Source organism: Ochrobactrum vermis (genome assembly GCF_002975205.1).
GTDB lineage: Bacteria > Pseudomonadota > Alphaproteobacteria > Rhizobiales > Rhizobiaceae > Brucella > Brucella vermis.
Genome location: NZ_PCOC01000002.1, coordinates 698,291 through 715,996, shown reverse-complemented (window position 1 = coordinate 715,996; position 17,706 = coordinate 698,291). Strand labels below are relative to the sequence as shown.

Below are 17,706 nucleotides of genomic sequence, written 5' to 3'. Positions count from 1 at the left end.
GAATGAATTTGGCGTTTGATACCCATTCGAAAGAAACTCTTTTCAAACTTCAAATTCGAAAGCGCCGCTCCAAAACGAAAGCCGCCGCTATTCATTCTTGATTTTTGTGACCGGATTATCAGCACCCAAAGCGCGCTTCACTGCTGCACGCGCCGATGCCAGATCCGGCATGACCCAGTTGGGCTCGCCACCAAGAAACTTATCGAGAAATGCAATCGCATAACCAGGCATTTCAGAGATGTTTTCCTTATAAGACCACCAGGTGCGTAATTCGTCGGCACATTGGTCGATATCCGGTACCGTGCCGAACTCCTGTTCCTGCACAGCGGCAATCGCACAGATACAGTAATTGGTGTAGAGAAAACCCTCCGGCCAGAAGCTGACGATCTCATAAAGACGGGCAGCATCGCCCGTGGCGTGTTTTGGTGGAGAAACGACCCTTGCAGGCGACAAACGGATCAATTCGCGCAGCACGAGACCGGCAGCAAAGGTGATGAAGTCTTTGCGGTCCACCTTGGCAAAACGCTTGTTCTGATTGACCAGCTCCACCCAGTTCAGAAACGCCTCGGTAAGCTTCTTTTCATCGATGTCATATTCAACGCCATAAAGTTCATGCAGCAGACTGGCATGCTTGCGGAATGTCGCCCTGAACCAACGTAGCTGACGCAGTCGATGACGCAAATCAGGCATCGATGCCATTTGTTCTCTGAGTAGCAAGTCCATGGTGCGAGCGGCCTCCGGGTTGCAAATGACATTATGCGAAACCGATCGAGATGTCAGTCGTCATTCGCCTTCGTTTAGCAGAAAAAATTATACATATTGACATTCAAGAAGACAAATGTTCTCTATTTAATGAAAGACGAACGAGAGAAATATCCTATTCGTCCTTCTTGGGAGGAGAACAATTATGGCTATCTGGCAGTGGGCCTTGCTGGCGCTCGCCTTGCTGTGGGGCTTTCAGTCGCTCGGCGTCTGGTTCCAGATGCGCCACTATTCCGATGTGATGAAAGGCATCACTTCGAAATATTCTGACGGTTTTGTTGGTGCGGGACACATACGGGCACGCTTCGGAAAAGGCGTCATCGTATTGATCGTCGTAGACCGCGACCTGGTGGTGCGACGCTTCCTGCAGATGAGCGGACGCACGGTTTTTGCAAAATTCATCCGTCGCGAAGGCTTCGAGGGAATGCACCTCAGCGAATTACAGGGCAATCCGGCAATTGGAGAAGGAACGCCTGAAGTGGTGGCTGCCGCGCAACAGGCGCTGGAGCAGATCGGTCGCATCAGAGATCAATCCGATGGGATCGAACTCGAAGGTCTGAAGGCAGTGGGAGCATAGGAGTTGCTTGCCTGAAACAAGCAATCGAGGAGGAACAATGTCGATAGTGACGATGTTGGCACAACATGCCGACGTAACAATGCAATCTATCCATATGGCTGGCAGTATGATTTCCGATGCCGCACTGCATGGCAAACATGCCGCAGAGCACGCGGGAAATGATCTACTGCAGCTTGCGCAAGCAACGACCACCGCGCCGGGCGATGCTGGCAGCGGCGGAATTACAGTCGATCAGTTCAAGGAACGACTTCAGAACGTTCAGCAGGAAGAACAGCTCGGCTGGCTTGCCTCAATCGGCAAGCACTTCATTGGCGTTTTCCAGAAGGGCGGCGAAGTTTTTGCGGGGTTTGTAACGGGCATCATCCCGACCCTCGTCGTGCTGATGACCGCCTTCTATGCCGTAACCGAATTGGTCGGTGAAAAGCGCGTCCATGGTATTGCACGCAGCGCCGGACGTATTGCGCTCACCCGCTACACGGTTCTGCCTGTTCTTTCGGTCTTCTTCCTGACCAACCCGATGGCTTATACATTCGGTTCGTTCCTGGACGAGAAATACAAGCCTGCTTTCTACGATGCAGCTGTATCCTACGTCCATCCGCCGCTGGGTCTTTTCCCGCATATCAATCCGGGCGAATATTTCGTCTGGGGTGGTGTACTCGTTGCCCTTCTCGAACTTGAGAAGAAGGGCGCAGTTCCAACAGGTTATCACATCAACGTCGCCATCTGGTACGCCATCGTGGGTCTCGTCGTGATCCTCCTTAAAGGCATGCTTACTGAACGCATCACCGCCATTATGGCGCGGCGTCAGGGCATTGAGCTTTAAGCGGGAATTGGGGAGGACGACATGGTGAAGACCTATAAGGCAGTTAAGATTTCCCGCGGCTCCAACGGTTGGGGCGGCCCGCTGGTCATTCAGCCGACCGAGCAGCGCAGCAAAGTTGTATCGGTCACCGGCGGAGGCATTCATCCGCTTGCGCGCCGGATTGCCGAGCTGACCGGCGCAGAAGCCGTTGACGGTTTCCGCTCGCCGCCGATCGAAAGCGAAATGGCAGTCGTGGTTGTCGATTGCGGCGGCACAGCCCGTTGCGGCGTCTATCCACGCAAGCGTATTCCAACGGTGAACATCACGCCGGTTGGACAGTCTGGACCGCTGGCACAGTTCATTACCGAAGACATTTACGTGTCGGGTGTGAAGCCGGAAAACATCGTTCCTGCTGATGGCTCAGCCGCCGCCCCTGCTGCTGCGACGGTTGAAGAAGACACGCCTGCGCCGGTAGAACTACCAAGCGAAGGCGGCATTGTCGGCCTTATCAGCAGCATCGGTCGCGTGATGGGCCGTGTGGTTGGCATCTTCTTCCAGGCCGGACGCCGCACAATCGATCAGGTTATCCGTAACGTTCTGCCATTCATGGCATTCGTGACCATGTTGATCGGCCTGATCCTCTACACGGGTATCGGCGACATCCTTGCTCAGCCGCTCGGACCGCTTGCCAATAACATTGTCGGCTTGCTTGTGCTTTCCGCAATTTGCGGCTTGCCGTTCCTGTCGCCAATTCTCGGACCGGGTGCGGTTATCGCGCAGGTTGTCGGCGTGGCAATCATCGGACCGCAGATCGCAAACGGAACAATCGCTCCGGCGATGGCCCTGCCCGCACTGTTTGCCTACAACACACAGGTCGGTTGCGACTTCGTGCCGGTTGGTCTGGCGCTCGGAGAAGCCAAGCCCAAGACCATCGAAATTGGTGTACCTGCAGTTCTGATCAGCCGTCAGATCATGGGCCCGCTTTCGGTTCTGATCGCATGGCTTGTCAGCCTCGCCGTGCTTTAGAGCGCGTTTCGATCTGATTGAACCAGATCGGCGCTCTAGATACTTTTTGGACGCGCATCTTACCCGAAAACCGTTTCACACTTTTCGGGATGCGCTTTGAAGCTCTCAGCCTGCCGCGGCAAAAGCGGCGGCAGGCAATCGCCCAAACATGTGCAACAAGATGCCCCAATCGATTTCCCGAGCATCGAACGACCATACCAAGAAAGGACCGCTTCTATGTCGATACATCTGAAAACGCGGATCACCGCGATCGGCCCGGAAGTCGCGGATCTCGCCGAAGGCGGCGTTCTCATCCTGTTTGCCGACGGGTCGCCGCCTGAATTGGCAGAAGTATCTGTTCTTCACGTTGTGGAAGAAGGTCCGGAAGCATCGGCTCCCGCCATTGGAGCACAGATCACGATAGGCTCGCTGAACGCGCAAATCACCGCGGTTGGCGAAAGTGCCTGGCAGAAAGTGCGCGAAATCGGACATGTCGTTATTTCATTCACAGGCGCGGATTCGACAGACCGCCCAGGTGAAATCTGTGCCAGCGAAATAGCAGGCGAGGAGCTTGTCGCTGCTCTCAAAGAAGGGCAGATCATCACCATCGGCGGCTGAGACTGGCCACACATCGATTTGGATTTGCGTGTTAAAACAGACAACTGGAATGGGTTTCCACATCACCGATGTCGGAATGTTTCAGATGTCGATTTGAGGCTTACATAAATGGAACGCTCGACTATCGTCCGGGTGCACGAAGGGCTGCATGCGCGCCCTGCAACTCGCTTCGTTAAACTGGCCAAGGGTTTTGAAAGTGATATCGAAATTGCCAAAGCCGGGAAAAGCGTAAGCGCCAAAAGTTCCGTCAAACTGATGCTGCTTGGCGTGAAAGAGCTCGATGAAGTGACCGTTCGCGCCAATGGGGCAGACGCGATTGAAGCCATTGAGGCCCTGATCGGCTATCTGGAAAACCCACAGGCTGGCCTCGAAGAAACCAACACACCGGCTAGCCCTGTTCCCACGGCTGCCCCTCAAGTCGAAACCACGTCTCCCCCCGATGCTCGGCCTGCAATGACGATAACGCTTCCCGCAGGTCAGATAAAAGGCGTGGGGGCCAGCGAAGGTATTTCTTTAGGAACAGCGTTTCCGTTTTTTCCCGAAGAAATCAAACCTTTAGGCCGGAAGCTTGCGGCTTCTGAAATAGACGCGGAGATTGCCCACTTCAGATCGGCTATCGCAACAGTGCAACAACGCATGGATGCTTCCCTCTCCAGCGGCGATCTCGCCGACACTGATAGGGGTATCATCGCTGCATTGAAGGATATTGCTGCAGATGACAGTCTGACTGACGAAGCGCTTGCGCTTATTCGCGGCGGTCTGGATGGCATTTCCGCAATGCTCGCCGCAGCTTCAACTGTAGCAGGTCAATTTGCAGCACTCGACGATCCATATCTTAATGCGCGCGCAGATGATGTTCACGCTGTCAGCCGCCAGATTTGTCTTGCTCTGCTTGGCAAGGAAGACATCAATCTGGAAGGACTGCCGGAAGGCTCCGTACTCATCGCCGAAGACATCGGCGCCTGGGATCTGGCGCGCGCACCACTGAAGAAAATCAGCGGCGTCGTCTGCGGTCATGGCGGCGCGACATCGCATGTGGCCATCATTGCACGCACGCACGGCATACCTGCGGTTCTTGGCCTTGGAAGTGCAGTTCAACAACTCAAGAATGCCAAAACCGTAGCCGTGGACGGAAGTTTCGGCATCGTTCACTCCGATCCGGATGACGCAACCCGTAACGAAATCGAAGCGCGCATTTCCAAAGCATTGCAGGAAAAGCAGACGCTGGATGCTTACCGCTCCATCACGCCGCGTCGGGCCGACGGAACAATCATCGAAGTCGCAGCCAATATGGGTGCGCTGGAAGAGATCGATGTAGCACTCGAAGCCGGTGCGATGGGGGTCGGACTTTTCCGCACCGAACTTCTCTTCATGAAGCACATTCACCTGCCTTCCGAAGATATGCAGACAGAAACCTATACGGCACTTCTGAAAGCTTTTGCGCCAAACCCGGTTATCGTGCGCACGCTGGATATCGGCGGTGACAAGCCGATTGCCGGCGTCGAATTTCCCGAAGAGGAAAACCCGTTCCTTGGCTGGCGCGGCATTCGCATGTGTCTGGACCGCCCGGATGTGTTCAAGCCGCAGTTGCGGGCGCTGTTGCGCTCAGCGGTCAACGGCAATCTCAAAGTGATGTTGCCGATGGTTTCGGATGTTGAAGAAATCCGTGCAACCAAGCATCTTATCGCGGACTGCATCACTGAGCTTGAAACCGAAGGCAAGGCCTTTGCCGAGTTTGACCTTGGCGTGATGATCGAGACTCCCGCGGCGGTTTTCGCTGCCCGAGAACTCGCAAAAGAAGCAGCCTTCTTTTCCATCGGCACCAATGATCTGACGCAGTATGTGATGGCTGCGGATCGGCTCAACCCGACCGTTGCGAAACTCAACGACGTCAGCCACCCAGCCGTAATGGCTGCAATCGAGATGACCGCAAAAGCGGGGACAGAAGCAGGTATCATGGTCGGCATGTGCGGTGAAGCTGCCGGCAAGCCGGAGCTTATCGGCGAATTCCTGCGTATGGGCCTGACCGAACTCAGCATGAGTCCGGCTTCAATCCCCCGCGCAAAAAAGCTTATCGCAGATATGTTTGGAAGTTAGACTTCGCCCGCGAAGCACCTGTTAAAGGTCCGGATAGCCATATCCGGGCTTTTCCTTACGGAAGATGAGCAATTAAGGTCTGGAACAATCTTTCGAGCTGTGCCTGATCGCGGTCTTCTGCCGCCTGCATGAGACGATCATGTCGCGCATCCAGTGCCAGAATTGCACTTTCCAAAGGATCGACGCCCGCCAGATCTGCCGCTTTTGCAGTTGCCAGACCACAGGCAACACCAACTGCCGCAAAGCAAGTCGCTTCAAATTTGCGCAGAGTCTGAGGGTCGCAATGCCCGTCCATCGAGATAAATCGCACAGGCCTTTCGCCAAGCAGTTCCAGAAACATGGCTGCAACAGCTTTGGCCGTTGCCGCGATTTTCGTTTCACCTGCTTCTGCAGAAAACACACTCTTCAGCAACGAGCCGTGCTTTTGCACCATCCTGGCATGGACCGTCACAAACGTGGCTTCCTGAATCAGCACATTCTGCAACTGATGGCGGCGGAGTACTTCCTTCGTGAGATAATACATATCCTTACGAAAAGCCCGAACACCCTCGGCGCCAGCGCTGAAATAAACCGACAGGCTTTTTACATGCGGTGCGCTGTTATGCACATTTGGGTTCGACGAAATCAGTGAAATCGAAATTGTTTCAGCCGTCGTCAGCGCCTTGTCCATCATGCTCGCCGCATGTCCCAGCAACAATTCCGGCGATACGATTTCGCCAGGACGCACCGCCGCCTGCTCGCCCTGCAAACTTTCATGGCGATTGCGACGAATCATGTATCGAACCTCGCGCAGGCGGTCCTTCAGATTGACTGCAATTTCTTCCGAAAGAGTGCGTAACATATTCATTTTCCTCAACTACAGCGCCATCATAACAGGATGCACCAAGCACATGAATTATTGTTTGCCTTCGCGTGGAAAAGCAATAGTTTCGGTGTAAGAACAGCGTTTCTATAGTGCAATAATACGCCATTAATTTGAGGGATAGCTTTGAAAAAAGCCGGCAAGAAGACGCAGAAAAATCCGGAAGCAACAGACCTCGTCATTGGATCGGAAGGTGTGGCTGCTGAAAACCGTACAAGCCGGTTGAGAACACGCGCGGCGTGGATGTATTACGTCGAGCAGATGACCCAGAACGACATCGCGGAAGCGCTTGGTGTCGGCCGTGTCACGATCGTTCGCCTTCTTGCCGATGCCCGCGCTCGAAATGAAGTAAAGATTACTATCGAAGGCAAGCTGGCAAGTCTGACATCATTGGAAGTTCAGCTTGAGAAGACCTTCTGTCTTGAGCGCGCCATTGTCGCGCCGCTCTCTTCGCCCGACATCGATCCGATTCCGCCGATCAGTGCTGCCACCGGCGCCTATCTTTCGGAAAAAGTGCAGCACGGCATGACGATCGGCGTGGGCTGGGGGCGTACCCTTTCCAGCACTTTGCAACATATCGGTGCACGCCCGCTCAATGACTTGAAAGTTATCTCTCTACTCGGCGGCATCGTACAGCCGCGTCGCTCAAACCCACCGGAATTTGCCTGGCAGTTTGCGCAGATTTTTCAGGGCGAAGGCTATCTGATCCCCGCCCCCGCACTGGTCGACAGCAAAGAAACGCGGATCGCTCTTATCGAGCGTTGTGGGTTGAATACTGTGCTGGACATGGCCGAAGAACTCGACATGGTTCTACTCAGCGTCGGTGATATTCAGACTGCGAGCAGCACGTCTTATCGTGTGGGCCTGATCGATGAGGCGCAGAAACTGTCGCTCATCGAAAATGGTGCTGTCGGTGACGTGCTGTTCCACTTCTATGACAAGAGCGGCAAGATCGTCGATGATCCGGTGCATGACCGTGTTATGTCGGCCAAAATCGAGAGCCTTCAGAAGACGCCGCAGCGTATTCTTACATCAGGCGGCAAAGAGAAGATCGCAGCACTGCTTGGCGCAGTCGAGCTTTTGAAGCCGACAGTTCTCATCACTGATGAGGAAAGTGCCGCGCAGATGCTCAAAGACAAGACGCAATCAGAGTAACAGCAAAAAGCACATCGTCGTAAAACGATGTGCTTTCTTTTCATTACCGCATCAATTGGCTGCGGCAGCACACTCTTTAAGAATTTGCAGCACGGCAGCCCGTTCTTCGATTTGTGGCATATGTCCGCAACCTGCAAAAATGTGGACCCCCACTTTACCCGGCAAGCCATGAGCATGGGCAACCGGGATAACGCGGTCTTCGGCACCGAAGATAAGCCGCACTGGCATCGCAAGCGTGGCAATGCTTGAGCGAACCTCAAAGGTCTGCGTGCCATCTGCAAACAAGCGGGCGCCAATCGCTTCCTGCGTGTTGCGCAGTTCTGCGTCGAAAGCTTGAGCAACGGTTGCGTTGATGAACGGCTTCGTCAGACGGCTCTCGTCAGTAACGAGCAGCTTCAGCCAGGGAACGATACTGGCTTCGCTTTTCGCGCCGACAAGACCTTTTATAAATGCGCCATTGATCTGCGGTCCCAGGCCACCTGACGAAATCAGCAGCAAGGAACGTACATCGACAACACCGCGTGCCGCCGTGACAGTCGCGACAGCTCCGCCGAGGGAGTGACCGGCCAACAAGCACGACGTCACGCCCAGGGATGCCAGCGTCGTCTCCACAGCAACAGCAATATCATCAATGCTTTCAGGAACGGCACGTGGTGAATTGCCGTGTCCGGGAAGATCGATTGCCAGGATCGGATGACCGAGCGATGCCCCGGCAAACAATCCACGCCACGAATTCAGATCAGCCGCAAAGCCGTGAAGCAGGACAATCGGCAGACGGCCTGCGTCCCCCTCCCGCAACCAAACAGCGTTGAGCTGTCCAAGAGCCGAAGGTTCGGCATCTTTGCTTGCAGGCGATTTAGCGGCCACCGCAGCTACCGGCTTCGCGACGCTGATATTGCCCTCAATGTCCTTCTTCTGCACGCGGCCCTTCGGGCCTGAACCCTGAATGGACGTCAGATCAATCCCTGCTTCCCGCGCAAGCCGACGAGCAAGCGGCGTTGCCCGCACATCGTTGGCTGAACCCGCATCATCGTCTTGGGAGGACTTGGGTTCGGCCTGTTTTGAAATTGTCGGTTCGATGACCGTTTCAACGGGTGCGGCAACAATCGGTTCTTCAATGGCAGGAGCCGATTTGCCGTTGCGCTCTTCGCCTTCAGCATAAATCCAGGCCACCGTATGACCAACTGGCACAACTGTCCCTTCAGAAGCGCTGATGTCTGCGATGATGCCCGATGCCGGCGCATCGACTTCCATCGCGGCCTTGTCGGTCTCGATTTCAAAGAGAAGCTGGCCTTTCGTGACAGTATCGCCATCCTTGGCGTACCATCGCGAAATCTGTCCCGTCTCCATATCCATATCGACCTTGGGGAGAATGACTTCCACAGCCATGGTCAGCGCACTCCCTTGGCCAGATCACGAGCACTTTTCAGGATATCGGGCACCTGTGGAACCGTCGCGCGTTCAAGGTCGGGATTATAAGGAATTGGAGTTTCGGCGCCGCCTAGACGGACGATTGGCGCATCGAGATAGTCGAAGGCCTCACTTTCCGCCACGATCGCAGAGATTTCAGCACCAATGCCAAGGGTTTTCACGGCTTCATAAACGCAAAGAAGCTTCGACGTCTTCTTGACGCTTTTAATGATGGTTTCGCGATCAATCGGACGCACTGTGCGCAGATCGATCACTTCAACATCAATGCCTTCCCTGGCAAGTTCGGCAGCCGCATCAAGCGCCTTGTGAACCATGATCGCCGTCGCAACGATGGTCAGATCGCGACCCTCGCGAACCACTTCCGCCTTACCGATGGGCACAGTGTAGAAGCCTTCAGGAACCGGACCTTTGGTCTTGTAGAGCAGCTTGTGCTCGAAAATCATAACCGGATCAGGATCTTCAACAGCTGCAAGCAACATGCCCTTGGCGTCATAAGGTGTCGCAGGCTGCAAAACTTTGAGGCCCGGTACATGGCCAAGCCATGCCTCAAGGCTTTGGCTGTGCTGTGCCGCAGCGCCCGTTCCAGAACCTGCCGGAAAGCGCATCACCAGCGGCACCGAAACTGCCCCCCCAAGCATGTAGCGGATTTTTGCGGCCTGATTGACGATCTGTTCCATCGCCAGCGCGGCAAAGTCAGAGAACTGAAACTCAAAGATCGGACGCATACCGGTCAGTGCTGCACCGACAGCAACACCAGCGCCGCCCAGTTCTGAAATCGGCGTATCCATGACCCGGTCTTCACCGAAGCGATGCACCAGATCACCAGTCACCTGAAATGCGCCGCCATAGACGCCAATATCTTCACCCATCAGAAATACGCGGTCGTCGCGTTCCATGGCAATTGCCATTGCTTCCTGGATAGCTTGCGAATAGCTCAACTCACGGATTGTCGTGTCCATGTTCAAATATCGTCCGTGTAAACGTCGCGGGTCAGGTTGGTCAGATCGGGTGCCGGGCTGTTCTTGGCGAACTCGATCGCCTCGGCGATTTCCTTCTCCACCTCAGCGCGGATCGCCTCGATCTCGGCATCGTTGATGAAGCCATAGGCTTTCAAATCGGCCTCGAAATGCGCAATCGGATCGCGATCATTTTGCCAATGCTCGATTTCTTCCTTGGTGCGATAGCGATTGCGGTCGCTCTTGGAATGCCCCCGAATGCGGTACGTCTTGCTTTCAATCAGCGTTGGTCCATCGCCACGCCGCGCGCGTTCGGTAGCTTCATTGACGGCTTCCGCCACTTCCGACAGATTGTTACCGTCCACGATCACGCCCGGCATGTTATAGGCCGATGCACGGTCTGCGACATTGGCAACCGCCGTCGAGCGTTTGGTGGAGGTAGACATGCCGTAGCCGTTGTTTTCACAAACGAAAACCACAGGCAGTTTCCAGACAGAAGCCATATTGAGAGCTTCGTGGAAAGCACCCTCATTGTTTGCGCCATCCCCGAAGAACGACACGACAACCTTGCCGTTTTTCTGCTGCTTGGCGGAAAGGGCGGCACCGACCGCAATTGGAATACCGCCACCGACAATACCGTTCGCTCCAAGGTTTCCCTTGGAAACATCAGCAATATGCATAGAGCCGCCACGGCCTTTGCAATAGCCTGTTTCCTTGCCGAAGAACTCGGCAAACATACGCTTCACGTCTGCGCCCTTTGCGATGCAATGACCGTGGCCGCGATGGGTCGACGTGATCATATCATCGTCGTTGAGCGGCAGACACGTTCCCATCGCGCTGGCTTCCTGCCCGATGGAAAGATGCATTGTTCCGTGAATAAGACCGCGCGTGTAGCTTTCTTCCGCGCCCTCTTCAAAGCGACGGATAAGATACATCTTATGCAGCGCTTCTTTCAGCTGATCGGGCGAGTAGGTGCGGAAGGCATAAGGCAAGTTATGACGGTCGCCCGTATCCTGCGGTTCGATTTTTTTGGCTTGAACCATGATGTTTTGTCCTCACGCTCCGTAAACGAGCTTGTCTTGACGCGCGCGCAGTTCGGCAATCTTCGAACCCGGAGCCACAGCCGCATTATCGTAAGTGATCAGTTCACCTTTCTTGATCGGCTTGGTCACGCTGCCACCCTGCAGAAGCCCGCAAGGGATCGCATGTGCGCTGCGTGCCTCACCCGAAGTCATGATCCATGCGCGGTAGCAATATTCGCCAATGGCATCGAGCTTTTCGCCCGGCTGCATGTCCTTCTTTGCCACCGCTGCCACTTCTGCGACCGGCTTTGAAAGCGGAACCATGTCCGGCTTGCCGTAAAGAACAACGCGAGCGCAGGTGAGCGGCACTTCAAGAGAGGTCAGGTGATAGGGGCGATGGAACGTGAAATATGGACCCTTGCCCATCTTCAGGTCTTCCATGCGCTCGGAAATGCGAGGATGCGACATGTCGGCGACGACAAACACGCCAGGCGCTACGCCTTTGCCGATCGAATAATCAACCACACCAATCTTGGACAACACACCGCCGTCCTTTTCAGGGATCAGTGTCTTGTTGAGCTGGTCAAGTGTTGCAGCAGGGCCGTGCATGCCGGCCTTATCCGGGACAAGACCGGTTGCATTCGCAATAGCAGCCATTTCGACCATGGTTTTTGAACCATCGACGAATTCCACCAGCATGCGCACGTTCATGTTACGGCGCGTGGCTTCTTCCATATATTGATCAGGGACCGCATCAATATTGAGCGGATTGTTCTTGCCCTTGCCTGCGGCCACAATCGGGTGGCCCATGGCGGTTACGAACTCGATCAGCTCCATGCAGGATGACGGCTCATCACCAGCACCCAGCGAATAGGTGACTCCAAGACGCTCGGCTTCCGCTTTCAGATAAGCACCGATTGTCACATCGGCTTCAACATTCATCATAACCAGATGTTTGCCGTGCTCCATAGCGCGCAGGCCGATCTCGGCACCGACAGCCGGAACACCCGTTGCATCGATCACAACATCGATGAGATCGTTCTCGAGGATCAGATTGGCGTTGTCTGTTACGGCAACTTTATGCGCTTCCATGGCGGCCGTCAGATCGGAAGCGGTCGAAACCTCGCGGCCATGGCCTTCTTCCTGAAAGGCAATATCGACAGCCTTCAGAGCATTGGGAACACGCAGCTCGGAGATAGCACCAACTTCGATACCCGGCATATGCGCAACGCGTGTGACGATATCCGTGCCCATTTCTCCTGAGCCAATCAGTCCGATGCGGATTGGTCGCCCACTATCGGCCCGCGCCTGCATATCACGCGCCAGACCCGTCAACGCCACATTGGTTGCCATCGTTTCCTCCTGAACGTCCCTGCAAAAATTCTCGCAGTCTCCTCTGTTACCCTACCGATTAATGAACATTTGTTTTTAAGTCAATACCAGTGTTCATTTTCAGCTCGGTCGGATACACCCTTTAAATGCCATCTTGTTATTCAACTTTGGTTTGCTATAGAATACAAATGTTCTGCCGTTTCGCACAATTCACTTTTTGAAACGTCGATACGTGCGAGCTAATAATGGCGTTCTGTTAGCTCGGCGCACTTTGGGAGTGTTCCGGGGGGAGGAGAAATAAATGGACGCATTTCTGAGCGGACTAAAAACGGCAGTCGACACACTTGGGGCGACAGTTCTGTTGCCTATCGTGATCTTCATCATCGCAGTGGTGCTTGGCGCAAAAGTGGGCAAAGCCTTCCGAGCGGCCGTGACCATCGGCGTAGCTTTCATCGGTATTAATCTGGTGCTCGGCCTCATGTTCACCTCAATCGGTGAAGTGGCTCAGGCAATCGTCACCAATACAGGTATCAAGCGCGATATCGTTGACGTGGGCTGGCCTTCCGCTGCGGCAATCGCCTTTGGCTCATCGGTGGGCCTGTGGGTTATTCCGGTCGGCATTCTGGTCAATATAGCGCTTCTGCTAATGCGCTGGACACGAACACTGAATGTCGATGTGTGGAATTTCTGGCACTTTGCCTTCGTTGGTTCGCTGGTAGTGGCAGCAACCGATAATATCGCTTACGGCATTATTGTTGCAGCACTTGTTGCCGCTCTGTCCCTGCTGTTCGCGGACTGGTCGGCGCGCGCTGTTCAGCAATTCTATGGCATTCCCGGCGTTTCGGTGCCACATCTGGCTTCCGCACAGATCCTGCCAATCGCGATCGTGCTCAACTGGATCATGGACCGCATCCCCGGCATCAACAAGATCAACATCAACACCGAAACCATCGAACGCCGCTTTGGGGTTTTTGGTGAGCCGGTTGTGATGGGGCTGATCATCGGTCTCGTACTCGGTCTTATCGCATTCTATAATGCGGGTGACTTCGGCACGGTGCTTGCCAAGGTTCTGGGCACCGGCATGACGCTTGCAGCCGTAATGCTGCTTCTGCCGCGCATGGTCAAAATCCTGATGGAAGGCTTGCTGCCAGTTTCGGATGCCGCACAGGAATTCGTGCGTAAACGCACCGGTGACCGCGAGCTTCTCGTCGGCCTCGACTCGGCAATCCTCATCGGACACCCGGCTGCGATTTCATCATCGCTCATTCTGGTACCGATTGCGATTATCCTGTCGGTCATCCTGCCGGGCAACCGCGTGATCCTGTTCGCCGATCTTGCCGTCATTCCTTTCATCGTCGCCATGACCGCCCCGCTTCTGAAAGGAAACGTGTTCCGCATGGTTGTCGTGGGAACGATCACGCTGGCAATCGGCTTCTATGTCGCCAATGCGCTTGCACCATTGTTCACCAGTGCTGCAGTCTCATCGGGCTTCAAGCTGCCTGAAAACGCCTTGCAGATTACTTCGGTGGTCGATGGATTCCTGTGGGTGCCGTACATCATCATCTCTGCCATCCAGTGGCTTGGTGCTATTGGTATCGCGGTGATCGCCGTTGTTATTGCAGCACTTTTCATGCTCTATCGTCGCAATACGCAGGCATGGGAACGCGCTGCAGGTGCCGAGGACGAACCTGCAGACGAAATTGCCGCTTAATGGTGGCATTGATCGGTGCATGAAATACAAGTCGCACGTCGAGACCGGCGTGCGACCTTCTTTAAACGGAGAATGGAATGGCTGCTGGTCTGATTGATTTTCTCGACCCTCAAGCGATCGAGCTTCAGAGCGACGCAAAAACCAATGAAGAAATCATCCGGATTCTGGCGGGAAAGCTGGAAAAGCTTGGCTATGTGAAGCCAAGCTATGCCGATGCCGTCATAAGCCGCGAGTTGTCAATGCCGACCGGATTGCCGCTTGAGCGCGACGAGAATGTTGCCGTGCCGCATACCGATCCTGAGCATGTGCTCAAAGCCGGCATCGCCTTGGCAACGCTGAAATCGCCAGTTGAATTTGCCAATATGGAAGATCCTGAAGAAGCTGTTTCTGTTGGATATGTCTTTCTGCTTGCCATCAATGACAAGGACAAACAGATTGAGACCTTGCAGCGGATCATGGCGACCATTCAGGATGCCGATGCACTCGACATGTTGAAGGCGGCGCGCACGCTTGAGGACATTCAAACCGCGCTGCAATAAAGACGATCTAATTCAATCAGATCGAAACGCGCTCTAAATGCACGACCATTGGAGGAAACCATGGCTAGAATAAAAACAATTCTCTTCGCTTGCGGTACAGGTGTAGCGACATCGACGGCAGTGAATGCAACCGTGACCGAAGAAATGAAAAAGCGCGGGCTTACCTTCAATGCTCAGCAGGCGAAAGCAACCGAAGTTGCCTCGTTGGCCGACAATGTAGATTTCATCGTTTCCACCACGCCGATCTCGGCTTCGGTGACCAAGCTCGTCATCAAGGGCCTGCCCTTCCTGACTGGTATTGGCAAGGATCAGGTTCTCGATCAGATCGAAGCCGAATTACGCAAATAGGCCCTGCCCGGCAGACCCAAGGCAGACGCTCGCGCGTCTCTCGTCACAATTGATCTAAGGTTTGGGTGAACGCTCTTTCACGAGAGCCTGCCTCAACGGGCTGAGCGGAACGGGGCAGTTGCTGCCCCGTCAATCTTCCACAAGATGACACAACGGCGGCCAGTCAGATAAACTTGCCGAGTTTTTCCGCTGCCTGTCGCAGATCATCAAGATGGGTAAGCCCCTGTTCCAGGGACAGTCGCTGGGTTGGCGCATGGAACGACAGGGTCGCGCAAAAATTGTGCCGCGCATCCATGACCGGCACCGCAACAGCAATCATACCATCGACGAGCTCTTCCCGATCCGTTGCGAACCCACGCGCTCTCACAAGCTCGATTTCCTCGCGAAGCATCGTCGTGTCGACAATGGTTTTGTTGGTGAAGGACTGCTTGTCTCCGGTGAAGAGATAGCGTTCGAACGCTTCCTCCGAAAGCAGGCTGAGCGTGACTTTTCCCGCCGCAGTGGCGTGGAGTGGCACCCGTGAGCCAATATGGAGCGCGATGCGGAGCGGCCACTGCGTTTCGACGCGATCGACATAAATCATCGCATCATTGTCGGGAACAGCCAGATTGCATGTTTCGCCGATCTGCTGATTAAGCCAGACCAGAACATTTCTGCTCGGAAGACTGCTCAGTGAAGCATGCATGGCTCCAATTGCCATCTCGCGGAAGCGAGCCCCGGGCAGATAGCTTTTCCCATCAATGTTCTTGGCGAGAAAACCCTGTTCTTCGAGATAGGCAAGCAGGCGATGAACTGTCGGCTTGGGCAGTTTGAGTTCATCAATGAATTCGGCAGGCGTCATTGCTCGTCTTTGACGGCCCAGCAACTCAAGAATCTGCAGGTTTCTTATACTTGGACTGGCAATCAGGCTCTTGGATTCATTTTTCATGAAAACACTACGTCACACTGAGATTTCCCGTGGTTTACCTCACCTGCCACACGTATCCAAGAGAATTTAATATCCGGCGATTTCAACGTATTGATATTTTTTGAGACATAACGTCTCAAAAAACAATTGACTCTCACTCGTTTTGCGCCAAGGCTGAAGACATCGCGACCCACAGGAGGAGTGTGGATCGGGCCATAACCGTCAAAACGCAGGAGGGCGTCATGTCGGATACAACTGTGGATGCTGTGAGGAGCAGCAGCCAGAATAACGATGTCAGGAAAGTGGTCTTTGCCAGCCTGATCGGTTCTACCATCGAGTGGTATGATTTTTTTCTCTATGGCGTGGTGGCAGGCATCGTCTTCAATCACCTTTATTTTCCATCGGAGAACGAAACCGTTTCTGTCATGCTGGCCTACGCGACCTTTGCGGTAGGTTTTGTCGCCCGACCATTGGGCGGGCTTGTTTTCGGTCATTTCGGCGACCTTATCGGCCGGAAGGCAATGCTGATCGTCAGCTTGCTGATGATGGGCGGTGCTACCGTCGCCATCGGACTTTTGCCCGGCTATCAAACCATCGGCCTGATGGCACCCGTGGCGCTTTTGTTCCTTCGCATACTTCAAGGCATTGGTATTGGAGGCGAATGGGGCGGCGCAGTACTGATGGCTTACGAATATGCGCCCAAGGACAAGCGTGGTTTCTACGCTTCCCTGCCACAGATCGGCCTGTCCCTTGGATTGTTCCTGTCGTCAGGCGTCATGGCGCTCCTGTCACTTCTACCTGACGACCAGTTCATGGCATGGGGCTGGCGCGCAGCCTTCATCGGGTCAATCGTTCTGGTGTTCCTAGGGACTTGGGTCCGTTCGAACATCCAAGAAAGCCCCGAGTTCGAAAAGGCCAAGGCCGCGTCTCGTAACCAAGACCAGGGCTTGCCCTTTACCACCATGATCAAACGCTATCCGGGTAACGTCATTCTCGGCATGGGTGCCCGTTATATCGACGGCGTTTTCTTCAATATCTTTGCCGTTTTCTCGATCCTGTATCTGACCCGTTTTGCCGGGCTTGATCGTACGGCAGCATTGTGGACGGTCTGCGCCGCCGCCGTGGTCATGATCGTATTCATTCCGCTGTTCGGACGCCTGTCGGACCGGATCGGGCGACCTGTTACCTATGCGTGGGGATCATTGCTGTTAGGCTTGAGCGTTTTTCCGGCTTTCTGGCTCATGTCGACCGGAGAGCCCGTGCTGATCATTCTGGGTGTCGTACTACCCTTCGGCATCATCTATCCGATGTGCTACGGGCCGGAAGCGGCCCTGTTTGCAGACCTGTTCGATCCGACGGTGAGATATACGGGCATATCCTTCGTCTATCAGTTCTCGGGCATCATCGCTTCCGGTCTGACACCGATGATCGCCACCTATCTGATGTCCATCAATAACAACGATCCTTTCTGGGTATGTGTCTACGTGGTTTTTGCGGCCGCAATTTCGTTGGCATCCGCTGTCGCAATCGAGCGCAGGCGAAAACGGCTCTAGCGGAACCAGCAGGCTGCAGTGGCAGCAAG

At 54.5% G+C, this 17,706-nt stretch carries 17 protein-coding genes; 10 read left to right on the top strand and 7 right to left on the bottom strand.

What is annotated here, in order from left to right; genetic code table 11:
• Window positions 1–87 precede the first annotated feature (87 nt).
• Window positions 88–723: a hypothetical protein gene (locus CQZ93_RS17685; protein WP_105543914.1), complete on the bottom strand. Its 636-nt coding sequence runs from the start codon at window positions 721–723 to the stop codon at window positions 88–90.
• A gap of 184 nt (window positions 724–907) precedes the next feature.
• Here CQZ93_RS17685 and CQZ93_RS17680 point away from each other — a divergent pair, with 184 nt between their 5' ends.
• The 5 genes from CQZ93_RS17680 (at window position 908) to ptsP (ending at window position 5,861) form a co-directional block, all read left to right on the top strand.
• Window positions 908–1,339, top strand: a complete 432-nt coding sequence (locus CQZ93_RS17680; RefSeq protein ID WP_105543913.1) for a transcriptional regulator GutM — start codon at window positions 908–910, stop codon at window positions 1,337–1,339.
• Between the two features lie 37 nt (window positions 1,340–1,376).
• Window positions 1,377–2,162, top strand: a complete 786-nt coding sequence (gene srlA, locus CQZ93_RS17675; RefSeq protein WP_105543912.1) for a PTS glucitol/sorbitol transporter subunit IIC — start codon at window positions 1,377–1,379, stop codon at window positions 2,160–2,162.
• 21 nt (window positions 2,163–2,183) lie between these two features.
• Entirely contained in the window at window positions 2,184–3,167 is a 984-nt protein-coding gene (gene srlE / locus CQZ93_RS17670) for a PTS glucitol/sorbitol transporter subunit IIB (protein ID WP_105543911.1), read from the top strand.
• 216 nt (window positions 3,168–3,383) lie between these two features.
• Window positions 3,384–3,764, top strand: a complete 381-nt coding sequence (locus CQZ93_RS17665) for a PTS glucitol/sorbitol transporter subunit IIA (protein ID WP_105543910.1) — start codon at window positions 3,384–3,386, stop codon at window positions 3,762–3,764.
• Between the two features lie 108 nt (window positions 3,765–3,872).
• The gene (gene ptsP, locus CQZ93_RS17660) at window positions 3,873–5,861 is read left to right on the top strand and encodes a phosphoenolpyruvate--protein phosphotransferase (protein WP_105543909.1); all 1,989 of its coding nucleotides are present in this window, start codon (window positions 3,873–3,875) and stop codon (window positions 5,859–5,861) included.
• 55 nt (window positions 5,862–5,916) lie between these two features.
• Here the strand turns inward: ptsP and CQZ93_RS17655 are convergent, their stop codons facing one another.
• Window positions 5,917–6,702: a hypothetical protein gene (locus CQZ93_RS17655; protein WP_105543908.1), complete on the bottom strand. Its 786-nt coding sequence runs from the start codon at window positions 6,700–6,702 to the stop codon at window positions 5,917–5,919.
• A gap of 147 nt (window positions 6,703–6,849) precedes the next feature.
• Here CQZ93_RS17655 and CQZ93_RS17650 point away from each other — a divergent pair, with 147 nt between their 5' ends.
• On the top strand, window positions 6,850–7,878 hold the full coding sequence (locus CQZ93_RS17650) for a sugar-binding transcriptional regulator (RefSeq protein WP_105543907.1): 1,029 nt from the start codon (window positions 6,850–6,852) through the stop codon (window positions 7,876–7,878).
• 51 nt (window positions 7,879–7,929) lie between these two features.
• On the opposite strand, the gene CQZ93_RS17645 is transcribed toward CQZ93_RS17650, so the two are convergent.
• The 4 genes from CQZ93_RS17645 to CQZ93_RS17630 are packed head-to-tail and all read right to left on the bottom strand — an operon-like array spanning window position 7,930 to window position 12,640.
• On the bottom strand, window positions 7,930–9,267 hold the full coding sequence (locus CQZ93_RS17645; RefSeq protein ID WP_105543906.1) for an acetoin dehydrogenase dihydrolipoyllysine-residue acetyltransferase subunit: 1,338 nt from the start codon (window positions 9,265–9,267) through the stop codon (window positions 7,930–7,932).
• Between the two features lie 2 nt (window positions 9,268–9,269).
• A complete protein-coding gene (locus CQZ93_RS17640) occupies window positions 9,270–10,268 on the bottom strand; it encodes an alpha-ketoacid dehydrogenase subunit beta (RefSeq protein ID WP_105543905.1) in 999 nt (332 codons plus the stop codon).
• 2 nt (window positions 10,269–10,270) lie between these two features.
• Window positions 10,271–11,308: a thiamine pyrophosphate-dependent dehydrogenase E1 component subunit alpha gene (locus CQZ93_RS17635; RefSeq protein WP_105543904.1), complete on the bottom strand. Its 1,038-nt coding sequence runs from the start codon at window positions 11,306–11,308 to the stop codon at window positions 10,271–10,273.
• A 12-nt stretch (window positions 11,309–11,320) separates the two neighbouring features.
• The gene (locus tag CQZ93_RS17630; RefSeq protein ID WP_105543903.1) at window positions 11,321–12,640 is read right to left on the bottom strand and encodes an NAD(P)H-dependent oxidoreductase; all 1,320 of its coding nucleotides are present in this window, start codon (window positions 12,638–12,640) and stop codon (window positions 11,321–11,323) included.
• A gap of 280 nt (window positions 12,641–12,920) precedes the next feature.
• On the opposite strand from CQZ93_RS17630, the gene CQZ93_RS17625 reads away from it, so the two are divergent.
• The 3 genes from CQZ93_RS17625 to CQZ93_RS17615 all read left to right on the top strand — a co-directional run bounded on the left by CQZ93_RS17625 (window position 12,921) and on the right by CQZ93_RS17615 (window position 15,217).
• Window positions 12,921–14,330, top strand: a complete 1,410-nt coding sequence (locus tag CQZ93_RS17625) for a PTS galactitol transporter subunit IIC (RefSeq protein ID WP_105543902.1) — start codon at window positions 12,921–12,923, stop codon at window positions 14,328–14,330.
• Between the two features lie 77 nt (window positions 14,331–14,407).
• Complete coding sequence (locus CQZ93_RS17620) at window positions 14,408–14,869, top strand: PTS sugar transporter subunit IIA (protein ID WP_105543901.1); 462 nt, start codon at window positions 14,408–14,410, stop codon at window positions 14,867–14,869.
• A gap of 60 nt (window positions 14,870–14,929) precedes the next feature.
• Window positions 14,930–15,217, top strand: coding sequence for a PTS sugar transporter subunit IIB (locus tag CQZ93_RS17615; protein ID WP_105543900.1), 288 nt, complete (start codon window positions 14,930–14,932; stop codon window positions 15,215–15,217).
• A 163-nt stretch (window positions 15,218–15,380) separates the two neighbouring features.
• Here the strand turns inward: CQZ93_RS17615 and CQZ93_RS17610 are convergent, their stop codons facing one another.
• Window positions 15,381–16,145, bottom strand: coding sequence for an IclR family transcriptional regulator (locus tag CQZ93_RS17610; protein ID WP_105543899.1), 765 nt, complete (start codon window positions 16,143–16,145; stop codon window positions 15,381–15,383).
• 221 nt (window positions 16,146–16,366) lie between these two features.
• Here CQZ93_RS17610 and CQZ93_RS17605 point away from each other — a divergent pair, with 221 nt between their 5' ends.
• Window positions 16,367–17,677, top strand: a complete 1,311-nt coding sequence (locus CQZ93_RS17605) for an MFS transporter (RefSeq protein WP_181153417.1) — start codon at window positions 16,367–16,369, stop codon at window positions 17,675–17,677.
• Window positions 17,678–17,706: the final 29 nt, after the last annotated feature.